Annotated in this window: 17 protein-coding genes; 9 read left to right on the forward strand and 8 right to left on the reverse strand. The window is 75.9% G+C overall.

The features are described from left to right. Nucleotides 1–132 precede the first annotated feature (132 nt). On the forward strand, nucleotides 133–846 hold the full coding sequence (locus tag L7D48_RS15070) for a class I SAM-dependent methyltransferase (protein ID WP_237879952.1): 714 nt from the start codon (nucleotides 133–135) through the stop codon (nucleotides 844–846). Between the two features lie 53 nt (nucleotides 847–899). Here the strand turns inward: L7D48_RS15070 and L7D48_RS15075 are convergent, their stop codons facing one another. The 4 genes from L7D48_RS15075 to L7D48_RS15090 are packed head-to-tail and all read right to left on the reverse strand — an operon-like array spanning nucleotide 900 to nucleotide 5,880. Further along, complete coding sequence (locus tag L7D48_RS15075) at nucleotides 900–1,865, reverse strand: DUF5914 domain-containing protein (RefSeq protein WP_237879967.1); 966 nt, start codon at nucleotides 1,863–1,865, stop codon at nucleotides 900–902. Nucleotides 1,866–1,915: 50 nt separating this feature from the next. Further along, nucleotides 1,916–2,986, reverse strand: coding sequence for a phytoene/squalene synthase family protein (locus tag L7D48_RS15080; protein WP_237879953.1), 1,071 nt, complete (start codon nucleotides 2,984–2,986; stop codon nucleotides 1,916–1,918). After that, a complete protein-coding gene (gene crtI / locus L7D48_RS15085) occupies nucleotides 2,983–4,536 on the reverse strand; it encodes a phytoene desaturase family protein (RefSeq protein ID WP_237879954.1) in 1,554 nt (517 codons plus the stop codon). Before crtI ends, L7D48_RS15080 begins: the two co-directional genes overlap by 4 nt. Nucleotides 4,537–4,557: 21 nt before the next feature. Next, nucleotides 4,558–5,880 (reverse strand): polyprenyl synthetase family protein, encoded by a 1,323-nt coding sequence (locus L7D48_RS15090; RefSeq protein ID WP_237879955.1) that lies wholly within the window; start codon nucleotides 5,878–5,880, stop codon nucleotides 4,558–4,560. A 317-nt stretch (nucleotides 5,881–6,197) separates the two neighbouring features. Between L7D48_RS15090 and L7D48_RS15095 the strand changes: the two genes are divergently transcribed. The 6 genes from L7D48_RS15095 (at nucleotide 6,198) to L7D48_RS15120 (ending at nucleotide 11,394) form a co-directional block, all read left to right on the forward strand. Further along, nucleotides 6,198–7,142, forward strand: a complete 945-nt coding sequence (locus L7D48_RS15095; RefSeq protein WP_237879956.1) for a MerR family transcriptional regulator — start codon at nucleotides 6,198–6,200, stop codon at nucleotides 7,140–7,142. 172 nt (nucleotides 7,143–7,314) lie between these two features. Beyond that, nucleotides 7,315–8,325: a zinc-dependent alcohol dehydrogenase gene (locus tag L7D48_RS15100; RefSeq protein ID WP_237879957.1), complete on the forward strand. Its 1,011-nt coding sequence runs from the start codon at nucleotides 7,315–7,317 to the stop codon at nucleotides 8,323–8,325. A gap of 124 nt (nucleotides 8,326–8,449) precedes the next feature. Then, nucleotides 8,450–9,178, forward strand: a complete 729-nt coding sequence (locus L7D48_RS15105) for a class I SAM-dependent methyltransferase (RefSeq protein WP_237879958.1) — start codon at nucleotides 8,450–8,452, stop codon at nucleotides 9,176–9,178. 176 nt (nucleotides 9,179–9,354) lie between these two features. Next, nucleotides 9,355–10,245, forward strand: a complete 891-nt coding sequence (locus tag L7D48_RS15110; RefSeq protein ID WP_237879959.1) for a S1 family peptidase — start codon at nucleotides 9,355–9,357, stop codon at nucleotides 10,243–10,245. A 121-nt stretch (nucleotides 10,246–10,366) separates the two neighbouring features. After that, nucleotides 10,367–10,846, forward strand: coding sequence for a nucleoside deaminase (locus L7D48_RS15115; protein WP_237879960.1), 480 nt, complete (start codon nucleotides 10,367–10,369; stop codon nucleotides 10,844–10,846). 131 nt (nucleotides 10,847–10,977) lie between these two features. After that, nucleotides 10,978–11,394, forward strand: a complete 417-nt coding sequence (locus L7D48_RS15120; protein WP_237879961.1) for a hypothetical protein — start codon at nucleotides 10,978–10,980, stop codon at nucleotides 11,392–11,394. A 30-nt stretch (nucleotides 11,395–11,424) separates the two neighbouring features. On the opposite strand, the gene L7D48_RS15125 is transcribed toward L7D48_RS15120, so the two are convergent. Both L7D48_RS15125 and L7D48_RS15130 read right to left on the reverse strand, forming a co-directional pair. Beyond that, a complete protein-coding gene (locus L7D48_RS15125) occupies nucleotides 11,425–12,036 on the reverse strand; it encodes an adenosylcobinamide amidohydrolase (protein ID WP_237879968.1) in 612 nt (203 codons plus the stop codon). Nucleotides 12,037–12,180: 144 nt separating this feature from the next. Beyond that, nucleotides 12,181–12,534, reverse strand: a complete 354-nt coding sequence (locus tag L7D48_RS15130) for a hypothetical protein (RefSeq protein WP_237879962.1) — start codon at nucleotides 12,532–12,534, stop codon at nucleotides 12,181–12,183. A 254-nt stretch (nucleotides 12,535–12,788) separates the two neighbouring features. Between L7D48_RS15130 and L7D48_RS15135 the strand changes: the two genes are divergently transcribed. Beyond that, nucleotides 12,789–13,217 carry an OsmC family protein gene (locus tag L7D48_RS15135; protein ID WP_237879963.1) on the forward strand — a complete coding sequence of 143 codons (429 nt, stop codon included), beginning with the start codon at nucleotides 12,789–12,791 and terminating at the stop codon, nucleotides 13,215–13,217. A gap of 103 nt (nucleotides 13,218–13,320) precedes the next feature. On the opposite strand, the gene L7D48_RS15140 is transcribed toward L7D48_RS15135, so the two are convergent. Further along, nucleotides 13,321–13,992 carry a bifunctional 2-polyprenyl-6-hydroxyphenol methylase/3-demethylubiquinol 3-O-methyltransferase UbiG gene (locus L7D48_RS15140; protein ID WP_237879964.1) on the reverse strand — a complete coding sequence of 224 codons (672 nt, stop codon included), beginning with the start codon at nucleotides 13,990–13,992 and terminating at the stop codon, nucleotides 13,321–13,323. Beyond that, a complete protein-coding gene (locus L7D48_RS15145; protein ID WP_237879965.1) occupies nucleotides 13,989–15,008 on the reverse strand; it encodes an NAD(P)/FAD-dependent oxidoreductase in 1,020 nt (339 codons plus the stop codon). The genes L7D48_RS15140 and L7D48_RS15145 overlap by 4 nt, the downstream gene beginning before the upstream one ends. Before the next feature lie 82 nt (nucleotides 15,009–15,090). Here L7D48_RS15145 and L7D48_RS15150 point away from each other — a divergent pair. After that, nucleotides 15,091–15,342 (forward strand): helix-turn-helix domain-containing protein (locus L7D48_RS15150; RefSeq protein ID WP_237879966.1); only part of this gene is annotated, 252 nt, incomplete at its 3' end.

Below are 15,342 nucleotides of genomic sequence, written 5' to 3' on the forward strand. Positions count from 1 at the left end.
CCCCCTCCCTCCGACGGCGCACCCGGCGGCCCTCCCCGCACTCCTCCCGGCGCGTTCCCGGTGCCGCACGCCGGGTAGGCGTGCGGCCATGACCGCACACCCCGGGCCCGTACGGGCGGAAGGACGGACACGATGACCCTCCTGCAGGACGGCGCGCTCACCGCGGCGTTCGACGGCGCCTCCACCGCCTACGACCGTCTGACCGGCGCGAACCCCGGCTACCACCGGCAGTTGCGCCGCTCCGCCCGCAGGCTGGCCCTGCCGGACGGCGGCGAGGGCCTGCGCGTACTCGACCTGGGCTGCGGGACCGGCGCCTCCACCGCGGCCCTGCTGGCCGCCGCGCCCCATGCCGAGATCACCGCGGTGGACGCCTCGGCCGGAATGCTGGAGCGGGCCGAGGCCAAGAGATGGCCCGGGAACGTCACCTTCGTCCACACGCCCGCCGAGGAGCTGGAGCGGGCGGGGGTGAGCGGACCGTTCGACGCGGTGTTCGCCGCCTATCTGGTGCGCAACCTGACCGACCCGGACAAGGTGCTGACCGGGCTGCGGGGCCTGCTGCGCCCCGGCGGGCGGCTGGCCGTCCACGAGTACGCCCTGTCCGGCGCGGCGCGGCACCGCCTGGTCTGGACGGCCGTGTGCCGCTCGGTGATCATCCCCGCGGGCTCCCTCGGCCCGGGCGGGGCGGACCTGTACCGCCATCTGTGGCGCAGCGTCCTGGAGTTCGACACCGCGCCGGAACTGGCGGAGCGGCTGACGGCGGCGGGCTTCGAAGGCGTCCGCACGGTACCGCTGCCGGGCTGGGAGTACGGCATCCTCCACACCTTCCTCGCCCGCGCCCCGCGCTGAGCCCGGCTCGGAGCCCCGCGCCGAGCCCGGTGTGAGGGCCGCCCCGGCGGACCTCACACCGCCCCCGGGAACCGGCCCCGGCCGCGCAGCAGCCGGCGGCGTTCGGCGTACGCCAGGTCGTCACGCCACAGCCGGGCGGCGGCCCGCCGCATCAGCGGCCGCAGCAGCGGCGCGGCGGCCCGCGCCACGGCGAAGCCCGGCCGGCCGGAGGTGGCCAGCACGGCCTCGATCACGGCGGTGCGCGGGTTCGGGTCCCCCGGGGCGGTGAGCGGCGTGGCATGGGTCTCCACCGCCGACGTCTCGCCCTCGCCGTCGACGATGTGCATCACCAGCGTGCGCGGTTCCGGCGCGCTGAACGCGGCCCGCACCGGCACGCACGCCCGGGGACCGACGCGGTAGGCCACGTCGACCAGGAAACGGTCGCCGTTGACGGCGGGATCGGGCTCCTCCACCACCGTCAGCCGGGTGAAGGCGTACGGATGGAACCACGCCCCGTGCCAGGGGTCGAGCCGGTTGGCGATGACGTCCTCCGGCTCGCAGGCACCCACCAGGGTCGTCACCGCGTCCACCGAGGCGGCCGGGTCGGGACGCCGCGGCAGGCAGGGCCGCTCCAGCGGTTCCTCGCCGCCCACCGAGTCCAGCCGCACCCACACCAGCACCCCGTCGTCGTACACGGGGTAGGGCTCCCAGCCGGGCATGCCCCGTTCGGTCAGGCCCAGGCCGTGCCAGTGGCAGATCAGGCGCCCGGACTCCACCACGCTGTCGCACAGCGGCGCACCCAGGTGCGGGCAGGCGCCCGGACCGGCCGCCAGGCGCCCGGACTCCGCGCGCCAGAGCACCAGCTCCACCCCGGCGACCGTTCTGCCGAAGGGGCGGCCCGGGCGGACCTCGCGGCTGGCCGCCACCACGTACCAGTTGCCCGAGGGGCGGGCCGAGGCCCGCTTCAGGGCGTCGGCGATGATCTGGGGCCGAGCCGCCCGCCACGTCGGCTCCTGTCGGCTCCAGCCGGGGTCGGACATCAGGCGCAGGGGGCTGCGCCAACCGGTCGAACCCCCGACACGGCGCTTGGTCAAGACAGCACTCCTCCTCGCTGCGCGCCCCGCCGGCGGGTCCGCGGGGCTTCCTCTGCTCTCTTCGCCGGTCTCCCCACCGGCTTCCCCGCGGGGTCCCGAGGGTGGCCGGGCACCCGCGGAAGGTCACCGGTCAGGGCGCCGCGGGCACGCGAGGCGGCGACGTCCGCCAGCCCGCCCAGCGCCACGGCGGCCCGCCGGCGGCGGGGGACCACCGCGCGCCGGTGGAGCACCGCGTACCCGGCCGCCTCGATCCGGTCCAGGATGGCGCCGTAGAGCACGAACGCGGCGCGCACACAGGGCCGCGAGACCGGGTGCAGCATGGCGATGCCCGGCTCGGCCTCCCGGTAGATCCCCCGGGTGGTCTCGCACAGCTCCCGCAGCGCGGCCCGCACCCGGGCGTCGGCGCGCCCCGCCCGGCGGCACCACAGCAGCAGGTCGCGGTCGACGCCGTGGGCGGCCAGGCGGTCCAGCGGCAGGTAGATCCGGCCGCGGTCCAGGTCCTCGCCCACGTCCCGCAGGAAGTTGGTGAGCTGGAAGGCCACCCCGAGCGCCGCGGCGTGCGGGGCGGCCTCCTGGCGCGGCACGACCGTGTCCAGCACCGGCAGCACCTGGAGGCCGATCACGGCCGCCGAACCGTGCACGTACACCCGCAGGTCGTCGAGGGTGGGGTACTCGGTGACGTGCAGGTCCATGGCCATCGAGCGCATGAAGTCGGTGAAGTGCGCCGGGTCGATGGCGTAGCGGGCGGCGGTGTCGGCCAGTGCCGCGATCACCGGGTGCCCGCCGCGTCCGGTGCGCAGGGCCGCCGACAGCTCCTCGTCCAGCTCCGCCAGCGCCCGGGCGCGCTGCTCGGGGGTGAGGGCGGGGTCGAGGTCGTCGACGATGTCGTCCGCCCAGCGCGCGAAGCCGTACAGGGCGTGGACGGCCGGGCGCTGGCGGGGGGTGAGCAGCCGGGTGGCCAGGAAGTACGTCCTGCCGTGGCGGGCGTTCAGTTCGCGGCAGCGGGTGTAGGCCGCGCGCAGCGCCGGGTCGTGGACGCCGGCCGCGTCCAGCTCGCGCGCCGTCATACGGCCGCCCCCTCGGCCGCGCCGGCACCGGCGGGCGCCTGCGCCGCGCGCCGTGGCGGGCGCGGACGGCCGGATCCGGCGGTGATGCGGGCGGCGGCGAGCTTGCCGGAGACCACCACCGTCGGCACGCCCACGCCGGGGGTGGTGCCGCAGCCGGCCAGGACCACGTTCTCCCAGCCGCGAGGCAGGTTCCGCGGCCGGAACGGGCCCGTCTGGGCGAAGGTGTGCGCGGCGGAGAACGGGGTGCCCGCCGCATGCCCCTGCCGGGCCCAGTCGGCCGGGGTGACCAGGTGCTCCGCCTCGATCGCGTCGCCGAAGCCGTCCAGCCCGCGGCGCTCCAGCTCGGCGACCAGTTCGTCGCGGTAGCGGGGGCCGACACGGTCCCAGTCGCGGGGACCGGTGACGAGATTGGGGCAGGGGGCCAGCACGTAGTGCAGGTGCCTGCCCTCGGGGGCCAGTGCCGGATCGGTGGCGGTGGGCCGGGTGATCAGCAGGGAGGGGTCGCTCATCAGCTCGCCGGTCCGGGTGAGCTGCCGGAACGTCGACTTCCAGGCGGAGCCGAACGACAGCGTGTGGTGGGCCAGTTCGGGCCAGGTCCGGTCGCCGCCCGCGTGCAGGACGACCGCCGAGGGCGCGTACCGCAGCGGCACCGGGCGGCGCGGCGCGCCGCCCAGCAGGCGGTGGGCGATCGGCAGGTCGCAGGTGAGCACCACCGCGTCGCAGGCGATCCGCTCCCCGCCGACGGTGCGCACCGCCGCGGCGCGCCCGCCCGGCGAGCGCTCCAGCTGCGTCACCTCGGCGCCGTGGACGAAGCGGGCCCCGGCACGGGCGGCGGCGTCGGCCATGGCCCGGGGCACGGCGTGCATGCCGCCGCGCGGGAACCACACCCCGGCGACGGTGTCCATGTAGGCGATGACGGCGTACGCGGCCAGCGCCCGGGTGGGCGGTACCCCGGCGTACAGCGCCTGGAAGGAGAACACGCGGCGCAGCCGCTCGTCCTTCAGGAAGCGCGCGACGCGCCCGTGCCAGGTGCCGAATCCGCCGAGTGCGGCCAGTCTGGCCAGGTCGGCGCCCAGCAGCCCCAGCGGCGAGTCGAAGTTGGCGTCGATGAACGAGCGCATCTGCACCCGGTACAGGCGTTCCAGCCAGTCGCGCAGCCGCCGGTACCCGGCCGCATCCTCCGGCCCGGCCACCCGGGCGATCTCGGCCTCCATGGCGTGCGGGTCGGTGTGCACGTCCAGGGAGCCGCCGTCGGCGAAACGGGCGCGGTAGGCGGGATGGAGCCCGATCAGCTCGACGTGGTCGGCGAGTCCCGTACCCACCGCGGCCATGGCCTCGTCGACCAGATCGGGCATGGTCAGCACGGTGGGACCGGTGTCGACGCGGTAGCCCGCCCACTCCTCGCGGCCGGCCCGGCCGCCCGGCCCGTCCTCCCGCTCGACGACGGTGACCGAGCGCCCGGCGCCCAGCAGGTGCAGCGCGGCGGAAAGCCCGGCCAGCCCCGCCCCGACGATGACGACGTGGTCGCCCGGCCCGTGCAGTCTTCTCATCCGGACTCCTTCGGCAGGTGTTCAGCGGGTGGGGAGGACGGCGGCGTCGCGGGGGGCGCCGCCCGAGCGGTGGTGGCCGGCGTCCGGTTCGCCCAGGACGGCGTACAGCAGCGCCGAAAGCTTCCGGGCCGGAAGCCCGTCGAGCGCGGCCTCCTCCAGCGCGGCGAGCGCCTCGCCGGTCAGGCCGCCGACGCGCCGCTCCACGGCCTCACGGGCCCCCAGTTCGCTCAGCACGGCGCGCACCCGGTCCAGTTCCCCCTCGGTCAGCGCGGGGTCGCCGAGCGCCCGCTCCAGCAGTTCCCGGTCCGCGGGCCGGCCGCGGACGCGGGCCAGGCGCAGGCCCAGGGCCATCAGGTGGGTGGGCTTGCCCTGCCGCACGTCGTCGCCCGCGGGCTTGCCCGTACGGGCCGGATCCCCGAAGACGCCCAGGAGGTCGTCGCGTAGCTGGAACGCCACCCCGGCACACCGTCCGGCCCGCCGCAGCGCCGAGGTGGTGTGCGCGTCCGCGCCGGCCAGCGCCGCCCCCAGGTGCAGCGGGCGCTCCACGGTGTACAGCCCGCTCTTGAGACGGGCGATGCGCAGGGAGGAGGAAGGGGAGGGCGCGCCGACCGCCTGCCCGTACAGGTCCAGGTACTGACCGGCCACCATCTCGGTGCGCATCGCACGCCAGACGGGACGGGCCCGCCGCCGGGCCTCCTCGCAAGGGGACGCCGCGTCCCACAGGTCCTCCGCCCAGACCAGGGCCAGATCACCCGTCAGAAGGGCGGCGGACGCCCCGAACACGTCCGCGTCCCCGCGCAGGCCCCGGGCACGGTGCCGGCGGGCGAGGGCCACATGGGCGGCGGGCGCGCCGCGGCGCAGCGGTGATTCGTCCATCAGGTCGTCGTGCACCAGCGCACAGGCCTGGATCAGCTCCAGCGCGGCGGCCGCGTGCAGCACCGCCTCCGCGTCGGCGTGCTCCGGCGTGCCGCCGCCCGCCCGCCAGCCCCACCACAGGAACGCCGGGCGCAGCCGCTTGCCGCCGCGACGCACCAGGCCGATCAGGCAGTCGGCGACATCGGCGGTGAACCGGTCGCTGATCCGCCGCGCCTCGGCCCGGCGCAGCGTCAGATGCTCGGCGAGCACGGCATCGACGGCGGCCGTGATGTCGCGGTCGGGGTTCCGGGAGAGGGGGCCGCGGTCCGTACGGTGGCTCGCGGGGTGTTCCGTGCGGGCCTCGTCCGGGCGGTACGGCGGCCGGGGCGCGACCCGCACGGCCCGCTCTCCTCCCGGGGCGGCCGACACGGGATGTGCGGGTGCGGGGCTGGCAGGGGCGAGGGCCAGGTCGGTGGCCTGGTGCCGCATCGCGGCTCCTTCCCGGCGCGGGGCCGAGACGCCCGGCGCACATACGGACAGAAGTTTTCACACCCGAACATTGAAGACAATGCTCTCAGTGCGGGCGCTCTGGACGGGTGAGGCGGAGGCATCGCGCGGCGCGGATGGGCGACAGGGAGGGGCGCGGTGCGGACGCACGTGTGAAAGCCCCCTCCAGGACGCGCCGGGCCGTTCGGGGCGGCCCGCCGCTTCGCGGGTGCCCGTGTCCGGCGGGGCCAAACAAACTTGTGCACAACTTGTACATCCGGTGACTTGCGTCCGGTCCGACCTCGGCGGACGATTGCGCCATGCCTTCCGCCCGCCCCTCCCGCGCCGCCGCGCGCCCGGCCTTCGGACAGGAGGTGGATCAGGTCCTGCTGCCGGTGGGTGTGGTGGCCGAGAGCCTGGGGATGAGCGCCGCCGCCCTCCGTGCCTGGGAGCGCCGCTACGGCCTCGCCCCCTCCGGGCGGACCCCCGGCGGGCACCGCCGCTACTCCGCGCGGGACCTGGAGCGGCTGGAACGCATGCGTACGCTCGTCCGCCGCGGCGTACCCGCCGCCGACGCGGCCCGAGCGGTGGCCGCGGCCGGTCCGCCGGACGCGGAAGCGGGCGCGGCCGAGCTGACCGAGGCCATGCACGCGCTGGACACCGCGGCCGTCCAGGCGGCGGTGTCGGCCGCGCTGGCCCGGCTGGGGGCCGCCGGCGCCTGGACGACCGTGCTCGCGCCCGCCCTCACCGCCATCGGCGACCACTGGGAGGAAACCGGCCGCGGCGTCGAGGTGGAGCACGTCACCAGCGGCATCGTCGAAAGCGTCCTGCGCCGCCACGCCCAGGACCGCACCGCCGCGCTTCCGTCCGCCCCCGGTGCCCCCGGCGCCTCGGCCTCCGGCGCCTTTGGCCCCGTGCTCCTGGCCGCCGCGCCGACCGAGCACCACACGCTGCCGCTGACGGCCCTGGCCGCCGCCCTGGCGGAGGAGGGCCGTGCCGTCGTCCTGGCCGGCGACCTGCCCGTCCCCGCCCTGACCGACGCCCTCGTCCGCGCCCGCCCCGGTGCCGTGGTGCTGTGGGCCCGCTCTCCCGCGACGGCCGACCCCTCCTGGCTGCGGACCGCGCTGGAGACGGTCTCGGTCCCCGTCCACCCGGCCGGACCGGGCTGGCCCCTGGACATCCCCGGCGCCGCGGCTCCGCTGCACGACCTGCCCGGCGCCCTGGCCGCGCTCCTGGGCGCGGCCGGAGGCCGACGCCCCGCCTGAGTCCACGCCGCGCACCGCCACTCCCGCCGTGCCGTACGGCCCCCGGAGGGTGGGCCGTACGGCCCTGCGGACTGCTCCTGTCGGACCTGCCGCCGCCCTCCTGTGAGGCAGGAGGGTGGAGACGCGGAAAAGACATCCGGTACGCCGGAACCGGACACGAGGAGCCAAGGCCATGAGAGCAGCAGTCGTCCGAACCCTCGGCGAACCCCTGGCCATCGAGGACCGGCCCGATCCGTGGCCCGGCCCCGCGCAGGTCAGCATCCGCGTCGAGGCGTCGGGTCTGTGCCACACCGACATCCACGCCGCCCGCGGCGACTGGCCGGTCAAGCCGAACCCGCCCTTCGTCCCCGGCCACGAGGGCGTCGGCATCATCGAGCGGCTCGGTGACGACGTCACCCATCTGTCGGTCGGCCAGCGGGTGGCGGTGCCCTGGCTCGGCTGGGCCTGCGGGCGCTGCGAGCACTGCCTGTCCGGCTGGGAGACGCTGTGCGAGCGGCAGAAGAACACCGGCTACGGTGTCGACGGCGGCCACGCCGAGATGATGCTCGCCCACGCCGACTTCGCCCAGCCGGTGCCCGACGGCATCGACCCTCGTGAGGCGGCCCCGCTGACCTGCGCGGGCGTGACGACCTACAAGGCGGTCAAGGTGGCCGGGGTGGGCCCGACCGATCTGGTGGCCGTCTCCGGCATCGGCGGACTGGGACACCTCGCCGTCCAGTACGCGAAGATCGCCGGAGCCACGGTGGCAGCCGTCGACGTCACCGACGACAAGCTCTCCCTCGCCGGGGAACTGGGCGCCGACATCCTGATCGACGCCCGCAAGGAGGACCCGGCCGAGGCGCTCCGCGAGTACGGCGGAGCCCACGCCGCCATCGCGCTCGCCGTCGACGACCGGGCGACGGAGGCGCTCCAGCGCGGCCTGCGGCGCGGCGGGAAGCTGGTGCTCGTCTCGCTCCCGGCGGGCGGCGCCCTGCGCGTCCCGGTCTTCGACACCGTGCTGAACGGCACCTCCGTCATCGGCTCGATCGTCGGCACCCGGCAGGACCTCGCGGAGGTCTTCGCCCTCCACGCTGCCGGGCGCACGAAGGTGATCTACGAGACCCGTCCGCTGGAGGCCGTCAACGACTGCATCGAGGAGATCCTCGGAGGCCAGGTCAGGGCCCGCGTCGTCTTCGAGATGTGACACCCCGGCGGCCCCGGCCGGCCGCCTGCCGGAACAGCCCTCCGCCCCTGTCCCAGCCCTCGCCGACAGGGGCGGAGGGCTGTTCCGGCGGCAACCGGTCCACCGGCTCGTTACGGTGGGCACCATGTTCACCGCCCAGGGCCCCACCCTCCCCGAACTCGCCGTGCAGGCGCTGTCGTCCGTCGAGCGCGGTTACGACCTGCTCGCGCCGAAGTTCGACCTGACGCCGTTCAGGACCTCGGACCGCCTGCTGGAGGCCACCGCACGCGCGCTCGAGCCGCTGGGACCGTTCGGGGAGGGCCTGGACGTGTGCTGCGGGACCGGCGCGGGGATGGGCGTCCTGCTGCGGCTCTGCGAACGGCGGGCCGTGGGCGTCGACTTCAGCGCCGGCATGCTCGGCGAGGCCCGCTCCGCCCACTCGGGGGCCCCCGGCGGGCCGGCGGTCGGCTGGGTGCGCGCCGACGTACGGAGGCTGCCCTTCGCCGGTGCCTTCGACCTGGCCGTCAGTTTCGGGGCGTTCGGGCACTTCCTGCCCGAGGAGCGGCCCGGGCTGTTCGCGGGGGTGCACGCGGCGCTCCGGCCCGGCGGCCTGTTCGCCTTCCCTGTCGGCGCGCCGCCCCGGGTCGGGTCGCGTGCCTACTGGACGCTGTGGGGCTTCGACGCGGCGATGCGGGTGCGCAACGCCCTGTGGCGTCCCCCGTTCGTCATGTACTACCGCACGTTCCCCCTCCCCGAGGTGCGCGGCGAACTGACCGACGCGGGGTTCGAGGTGGGCACGCTGCCGCTGGAGGAGCTCGGCCGGCGGGAGGACGGCAGCCCCCGCTGCCGGCTGGTCGTGGCCCGGCGCGCCTGAGAGGCGGACGGGGGGCGGGAGGCGGTCTTGTGCCTGGTGCCGGAGCGGCCCGATACTCACTCCGTTGATGTCAGGTGCACGTCATCAATGACCCTCGGTGGACACGTCTCCGCGCGCCGCGCGACACCCCCCACGTGCCGTCGCCCACCGGCTTCCCACCACGAGGAGGAGACCACGTGAGGATCAGGCGCACCACCGCAAGGAGCACCACCAGGAACACCACCCGCCGTGCCCGGCTGCTCGCCGCCGCGATCGGCCTGGGCGTCGCCGCCGTGACCACCGCACCGAGCGCCGCCGCGGCCGCCCCGCGCGCCTACGGCGCGGCCGAACTCTCCCGGGTGAGCGACGCCGTGCTCCACACGGACGTCGACGGCATCGCCTGGCACGTCGACGACCGGACCGGACGCGTCGTCGTCACCGCCGACAGCACCGTCTCGCCCGCCGACGTCCGAGCCCTGCGGAAGGCCGCGGGCGCGGACGCGGGCGCGATCAGGGTCGAGCGGACACCGGGTGCCATCGCCCCGCTGGGCTCCGCCGGCGACGCCATCCACGGCAACGGCTACCGCTGCTCGCTCGGCTTCAACGTCCTCAGCGGCGGCACGTACCACTTCCTCACCGCCGGGCACTGCGGCGACGTGGTCGACACCTGGTACGCCGACTCCGGGCAGCGCACGCTCATCGGCCCGACCGTGAAGTCGAGCTTCCCCGGCAACGACTACGCCCTCGTCCGCTACGACAACACCTCCCTGGGCCACCCGGGCGGCTTCACCCCGGCCGACGCCTACGTGGGCCAGCCGGTCAAGCGCACCGGATCCACCACCGGCACCCACAGCGGAACCGTCACCGCCCTGAACGTCACGGTCCGCTACAGCGGGAGCGGCACCGTCCGCGGCATGATCCAGACGAACGTCTGCGCGGAGCCCGGCGATTCCGGCGGCCCGCTCTACGACGGCTCCAGGGCCCTGGGCATCACCTCCGGAGGCAGCGGCGACTGCCGCAGGGGCGGCACCACCTTCTACCAGCCCGTCCCCGAGGCGCTCAGCGCCTACAAGGCGACCATGTACTGACCCGGCAGGGCGGGGGCGCGAGCTCCCGCCCTCCCCGGAGGGGGCGCGCGGCGCAGACGAGCCCGGCCGGGCGGGCGCGGTAGCATCCGAGCCGCGAGACCACACACCGCAGGAGGCCGTCATGGTGGACGATGCCGGGCTGCGCCATCTGCGCCGCTGCGTGGAACTGGCGACCGAGGCGCTGGAGGCGGGCGACGAACCGTTCGGCTCCGTACTCGTCGGCGGGGACGGGACGGTCCTGGCCGAGGACCGCAACCGGGTCGCCCTCGGCGATCGCACCCGCCACCCGGAGTTCGAGCTGGCGCGCTGGGCCGCCGCCCACATGACACCGGAGGAACGGGCGGCGGCGACCGTCTACACCTCCGGGGAGCACTGCCCGATGTGCGCCGCCGCCCACGCCTGGGTCGGGCTGGGCCGCATCGTCTACGCGAGCTCCTCCGCGCAACTGGCCTCCTGGCTGGACGAACTGGGTGTGCCCGCGCCGCCGGTGCGGACGCTGCCGGTGGAGGAGATCGCGCCCGGTGTCGCGGTGGAGGGGCCGGTCCCCGGCCTCGCGCGGGAGGTGCGCGAACTGCACCGGCGCCTCCACGGCGCGGCCTGACCCCGGAAGCGGGGGCGAGCGGACCGTCGGCCGGGTGACCCGGCCGCCCGGCAACCCGGCCGCCGGGCGGGGCGGTTCGCAGAGGGAGGCGCCTCTCGCGGCGCGGCGGCCCGCCGATACGCTTCGGCCCCATGCAGCAACCGTTCGAAACTCCGGTTCCCCCCACCCGACGCCGCACGGGCCCGCTCCTGGCCGCGCTGGCGGCCGGACTGGTGATCGGCGGCGCGGGTGTCGGGGCCGCCTGGGCCCTCACCGGCGGAAGCGGCGGCGAAGGCGGCCCGGCGGCCGACGCGCGTGCGGCGTGCGGCGTCCTGGACCGCTTCGACGAGTCGCGGTACACGGACAAGGGGCCGGCCGGCGAGGCGGCGCTCAACCGCTGGGGTGCGGCGCAGGCCCTCTCCGCCTCGGCGGCCGCGGGCGACGAGCGGTACGAGCCGCTCGCGGAGGCGCTCAGGAAGTCGTACCACCGGGTTCTGTCGGCCTTCGAGTTCGACGCGCAGGCGAAGAAGGACCTGGAGCGGGCGCGCGGGATCTGCGCGGACCTGTGAGCCGGACGGGCCCGTGAGCCGGACGGGGTGTCAGCCGTCGGCCGCTGCCGCACGGGTGCAGGCCAGATAGGTCGCCCGGTGCACGGCACGGGCCAGGCGGGCGCCCCACCGGGAGCGGGGGCCGGCGAAGGGCTCGACGGCGGTCGGACGGCCCGGCGAAGGCGGCGCGGCGGCGACGCACACCGCGTCGGTCGGTGTGCCCGAGGCGTCCACACCGGCGTCCCGCAGCGCCTGCACCTTGGCCTCGGTGGCCGTGGCCACGGCGTTGACCAGAGCGGCGTCCGACAGTGCGACCGGCACCGAGACCAGGATGTTGATGGTCCCGGCGGGCAGCGGTCCGCCGCTGCCCGCGCCCGGCGCCGCGGCCCAGCCGTGTACGCCGATCCCGGCCGTGACCAGGGCCTCGGCCCCCTCGTCCACCGCGAGGCAGTGGTCCAGCACCCGGGCGGCGGTCATCAGGCCCACACCGGGGCCCTCCGCGCCCGCCCGCCCGGCCAGTTCGGCCAGGTGCCGCTCGGCGTCCAGGCGCGCGTAGCCCGGAGGCACCTGGGCGTTGAGGAACCAGCCGCGCTCGCCGAGCCCGCCGCCCAGCGGTGCGCTGCTGATCATCCGCCGCCCGGACTCGGGCCGCCAGAACAGCATCGGCCAGGAAGCGTCCTGCTCCCGGTGGTGCAGGACGCGTACGCCGGCCAGGGAGCCATGAGGGGATCGCAGGAGCACGCTGCACCCTAGCGCGGGGCCCGCGGACGGGAGCGCGGGGGAGCCCGGTGACGGGTGCCCGGCGGCTCAGTGGAACTCGTGGACCACCCGGATCCGCCCGACGATGTGCGCGTTGAAGTCGTCGAGCTCCTCCGCCGGGACCCACAGTTCGAGGATGGTCTCCCCGCCGGCCCGCCGCACCGGATAACGGGACAGGAAGCCGGTTGCGACCTCGAATCGCGTGACGAAGCCCGCCCCGTCGTGCTTCACGTTCCAGTCCCTGGCGATCCTGATCGCGTAGTCCTCGTTCAGCACCGGGTAGAAGATCGGCTGTTCGGGCAGCCGGGGAGGCCAGGCGCGCCACCGGGACTCCCGCACCAGTGCCAGTTCCTTCGGCCCGGTGGGCCGCCACAGGGTGGTCGTCGGAGGCCGGTCTGTCATCGGGCGCTCCTTCGGTGCGTGCGGGAGGCGGAGGGAGCGGCGGGCAGGTGTGCCGCCGCGCCGGGCGGGAAGAGACGCTACCGGCGCCCCGGACCGCGGGCCATCGGTTATCCGTTCCGCGCGGCCCGCGGACGCCGGCCCCGGCGCGGCACGCGCCGGGCCCGGACCGGTTCGCCGGACCGGAGCGGCCCTGCCGCATAAACTGATCACCGCAGACCTTTCTTGTCACTCACAACCCGTCAGGAGCGACAGTCATGGCCACCACCCGTACCGCCAAGACCCACTGGGAAGGCAACCTCCTCGAGGGCAAGGGCAACGTCGCCCTCGAATCCTCCGGGATCGGCACCTATGAGGTGAGCTGGCCCGCCCGCGCCGAGGAGCCCGGTGGCAAGACCAGCCCCGAGGAGCTGATCGCGGCGGCCCACTCCTCCTGCTACTCGATGGCCTTCTCGGGCGGCCTGGCGCGCAAGGGCCACACGGTGGAGAAGGTCGACACCCAGGCGGACGTCACCTTCCAGCCGGGCGAGGGCATCACCGCCATCAAGCTGACCGTCCGCGCCGCCGTCCCCGGGCTGTCCGAGGAGGACTTCCAGGCGGCCGCCGAGGAGGCCAAGGCCAACTGCCCGGTCAGCCAGGCCCTGGCCGGGGTCAAGAACATCACCCTGGACGCCCGGCTCGTCTGACGTGCCGGAGCCGGGGCGCGGCCCCGCGCACCACCGGGCCGGCCGGGGACGCGCACGCGTCCCCGGCCGGCCCGGTCCCGTCTTTGTGACCGGCCCGGAGGTCTCAGCCGGACAGCCGCCGCAGCTTGAGCACGGCGTCCTCCAGGACGGCCCGCTGCCCGTCGGGTCCGGTCGCCTCACGCCGGTACTCCCCGCTCACCAGCGGCTCCCACTCCTGCTCCGGGAGGCCGAGCGAGCCGAGGACCTCCGCCGACGTGGGCAGGGGCGGGTGGTCGTCGTGGCCGTGGTCGGCCGCCCACGGGGGAGGGCCGGCGTGCCCGACGACCAGCAGGACGCCGCCCGGCGACACGGCCGCCGCGGCGTCGCGCAGGATTCGCTCCCGGGGCAGTTCGACGGGGGAGGGGGCGTGCAGGAAGTGGGCGGAGACCAGATCGAAGACGCCGCGGGGGAAGGACTCGGCCAGGTCGTGCCGCTGCCAGTCGATCCGGTCGGCGACGTCCGCCCGCCGTGCCCGCTCGGCTCCGCGTTCCAGGGCGATCCGCGAGACGTCCACCGCGGTGACGCGCCAGCCCTGCCGCGCGAGCCAGATCGCGTCGGCCCCCTCCCCGCATCCCAGGTCCAGGGCGCTGCCCGGGGCCAGATCCGCCGTCTCGCGGACCAGGGCGGCGTTGGGCTCGCCGCTCCAGACCCGCTCGCCCGCACCGTAGAAGTCGTCCCAGAACTCCCCGGGCGAGGCGCCGTCCGTGCCGTCGCCGTTCGTCGTGTGACCGCTCATCGCAGAACCTTCCTTCCGAGGCCGTCGCGGGCCGCGACGGCCCGGTCGGTCTCCTCCTCGACCAGATCGGCGTTGATCGCCGCGGCCGCGTTCACGCCCGCGGCGGCGGCGCCGACGACCTGCCCCGTCAGATCGGTGGCGTTTCCGGCCACCCACACCCCGGGCACGGCGGTGGCACCGGTGGCATCGGCGGGGATGTGCTCGCCGACGGCATGGCCGCTCCTCACCTGGCCGGCGGTCTCCAGTCCCAGATCCGCCAGGAAGCCCGCACGGGCGGTGAACCGGGGGGCGACCACCAGCGCCCGGCACGGCACGGTCCGCCCACCCTCCAGACGCACCCCGGCGAGACGGCCGCCGCTTGTCTCCAGGCCGGTCACCTCGCCGTCGACGACGGCGACACCGCGGGCGGCGAGCCGCTCGTACTCCCGGTCGCCGGGCTCGGGGCCGGTGTGCCGGAACAGGGTCACGTCCGCGCTCCACTGCCGCCACAGCAGCGCCTGCCGGACGGCCGCCGGCCCGGTGGACAGCACGCCGATCGCCCGGTCGCGCACCTCCCAGCCGTGGCAGTACGGACAGTGCAGGACATCGCGTCCCCACAGCCTCGCCAGCCCCGGCACCCCGGGCAGCTCGTCGACCAGGCCCGTGGCCACCAGCAGTCGGCCCGCCGCCACGGCGGTACCGTCGTCCAGGGAGAGGCGGAAGCCTCCGGCGGGCAGGCGCTCGACGGCCGTGACGGTGCCCGGGACGATCTCGCCCCCGTAGCGCAGCACCTCGGCGCGTCCGGCGGCCGCCAGCTCCGGGGGCGGTGTGCCGTCGAACCCCAGATAGCCGTGGACACCGGCGGCCGGGGCGTTGCGCGGCCGCCCGGAGTCGACCACCAGGACCGAGCGGCGCGCCCGGGCCAGGGTCAGCGCCCCGCTCAGCCCGGCGGCGCCGCCCCCGACGACCACCACGTCGTAGAGGTGCTCGGCGCCCTGGGCGAGTGGGATCGTGGAACGCCCGTCATGTCCGTTCATGTCTCTCCTTCCGTCATGCGGCAAGCCTCCGCCCAGGACCGCCCACTTGACAAACATCTTTGCCGGAACGGCAAATAGGAGTATGGCCGACGACGACCTCGAGAACGTTCTGACCGGTGTAGGGCCCCGGCTGCGGACCCTGCGCCGGGCGCGCGGCGCCACGCTCTCCCAGGTGAGCGAGACGACCGGGATATCGCTCAGCACCCTCTCGCGACTGGAGTCGGGGCAGCGCAGACCCACCCTGGAACTGCTGCTCCCCCTGGCGAAGGCCTACGGCGTCCCCCTGGACGAACTCGTCGGCGCGCCCGCCACCGGCGACCCCCGCGTCCACCCC

It is taken from the genome of Streptomyces sp. ICN903, from assembly GCF_022015835.1.
Taxonomy (GTDB): domain Bacteria; phylum Actinomycetota; class Actinomycetes; order Streptomycetales; family Streptomycetaceae; genus Streptomyces; species Streptomyces fenghuangensis.

Bases quoted from the DNA above. Each gene is read 5' to 3' on its own strand.
- L7D48_RS15070 (WP_237879952.1), top strand. From the start codon at position 133: ATGACCCTCCTGCAGGACGGCGCGCTCACCGCGGCGTTCGACGGCGCC.
- L7D48_RS15075 (WP_237879967.1), bottom strand. From the start codon at position 1,865: ATGTCCGACCCCGGCTGGAGCCGACAGGAGCCGACGTGGCGGGCGGCT.
- L7D48_RS15080 (WP_237879953.1), bottom strand. From the start codon at position 2,986: ATGACGGCGCGCGAGCTGGACGCGGCCGGCGTCCACGACCCGGCGCTG.
- crtI (WP_237879954.1), bottom strand. From the start codon at position 4,536: ATGAGAAGACTGCACGGGCCGGGCGACCACGTCGTCATCGTCGGGGCG.
- L7D48_RS15090 (WP_237879955.1), bottom strand. From the start codon at position 5,880: ATGCGGCACCAGGCCACCGACCTGGCCCTCGCCCCTGCCAGCCCCGCA.
- L7D48_RS15095 (WP_237879956.1), top strand. From the start codon at position 6,198: ATGCCTTCCGCCCGCCCCTCCCGCGCCGCCGCGCGCCCGGCCTTCGGA.
- L7D48_RS15100 (WP_237879957.1), top strand. From the start codon at position 7,315: ATGAGAGCAGCAGTCGTCCGAACCCTCGGCGAACCCCTGGCCATCGAG.
- L7D48_RS15105 (WP_237879958.1), top strand. From the start codon at position 8,450: ATGTTCACCGCCCAGGGCCCCACCCTCCCCGAACTCGCCGTGCAGGCG.
- L7D48_RS15115 (WP_237879960.1), top strand. From the start codon at position 10,367: ATGGTGGACGATGCCGGGCTGCGCCATCTGCGCCGCTGCGTGGAACTG.
- L7D48_RS15120 (WP_237879961.1), top strand. From the start codon at position 10,978: ATGCAGCAACCGTTCGAAACTCCGGTTCCCCCCACCCGACGCCGCACG.
- L7D48_RS15125 (WP_237879968.1), bottom strand. From the start codon at position 12,036: ATGCTGTTCTGGCGGCCCGAGTCCGGGCGGCGGATGATCAGCAGCGCA.
- L7D48_RS15130 (WP_237879962.1), bottom strand. From the start codon at position 12,534: ATGACAGACCGGCCTCCGACGACCACCCTGTGGCGGCCCACCGGGCCG.
- L7D48_RS15135 (WP_237879963.1), top strand. From the start codon at position 12,789: ATGGCCACCACCCGTACCGCCAAGACCCACTGGGAAGGCAACCTCCTC.
- L7D48_RS15140 (WP_237879964.1), bottom strand. From the start codon at position 13,992: ATGAGCGGTCACACGACGAACGGCGACGGCACGGACGGCGCCTCGCCC.
- L7D48_RS15145 (WP_237879965.1), bottom strand. From the start codon at position 15,008: ATGAACGGACATGACGGGCGTTCCACGATCCCACTCGCCCAGGGCGCC.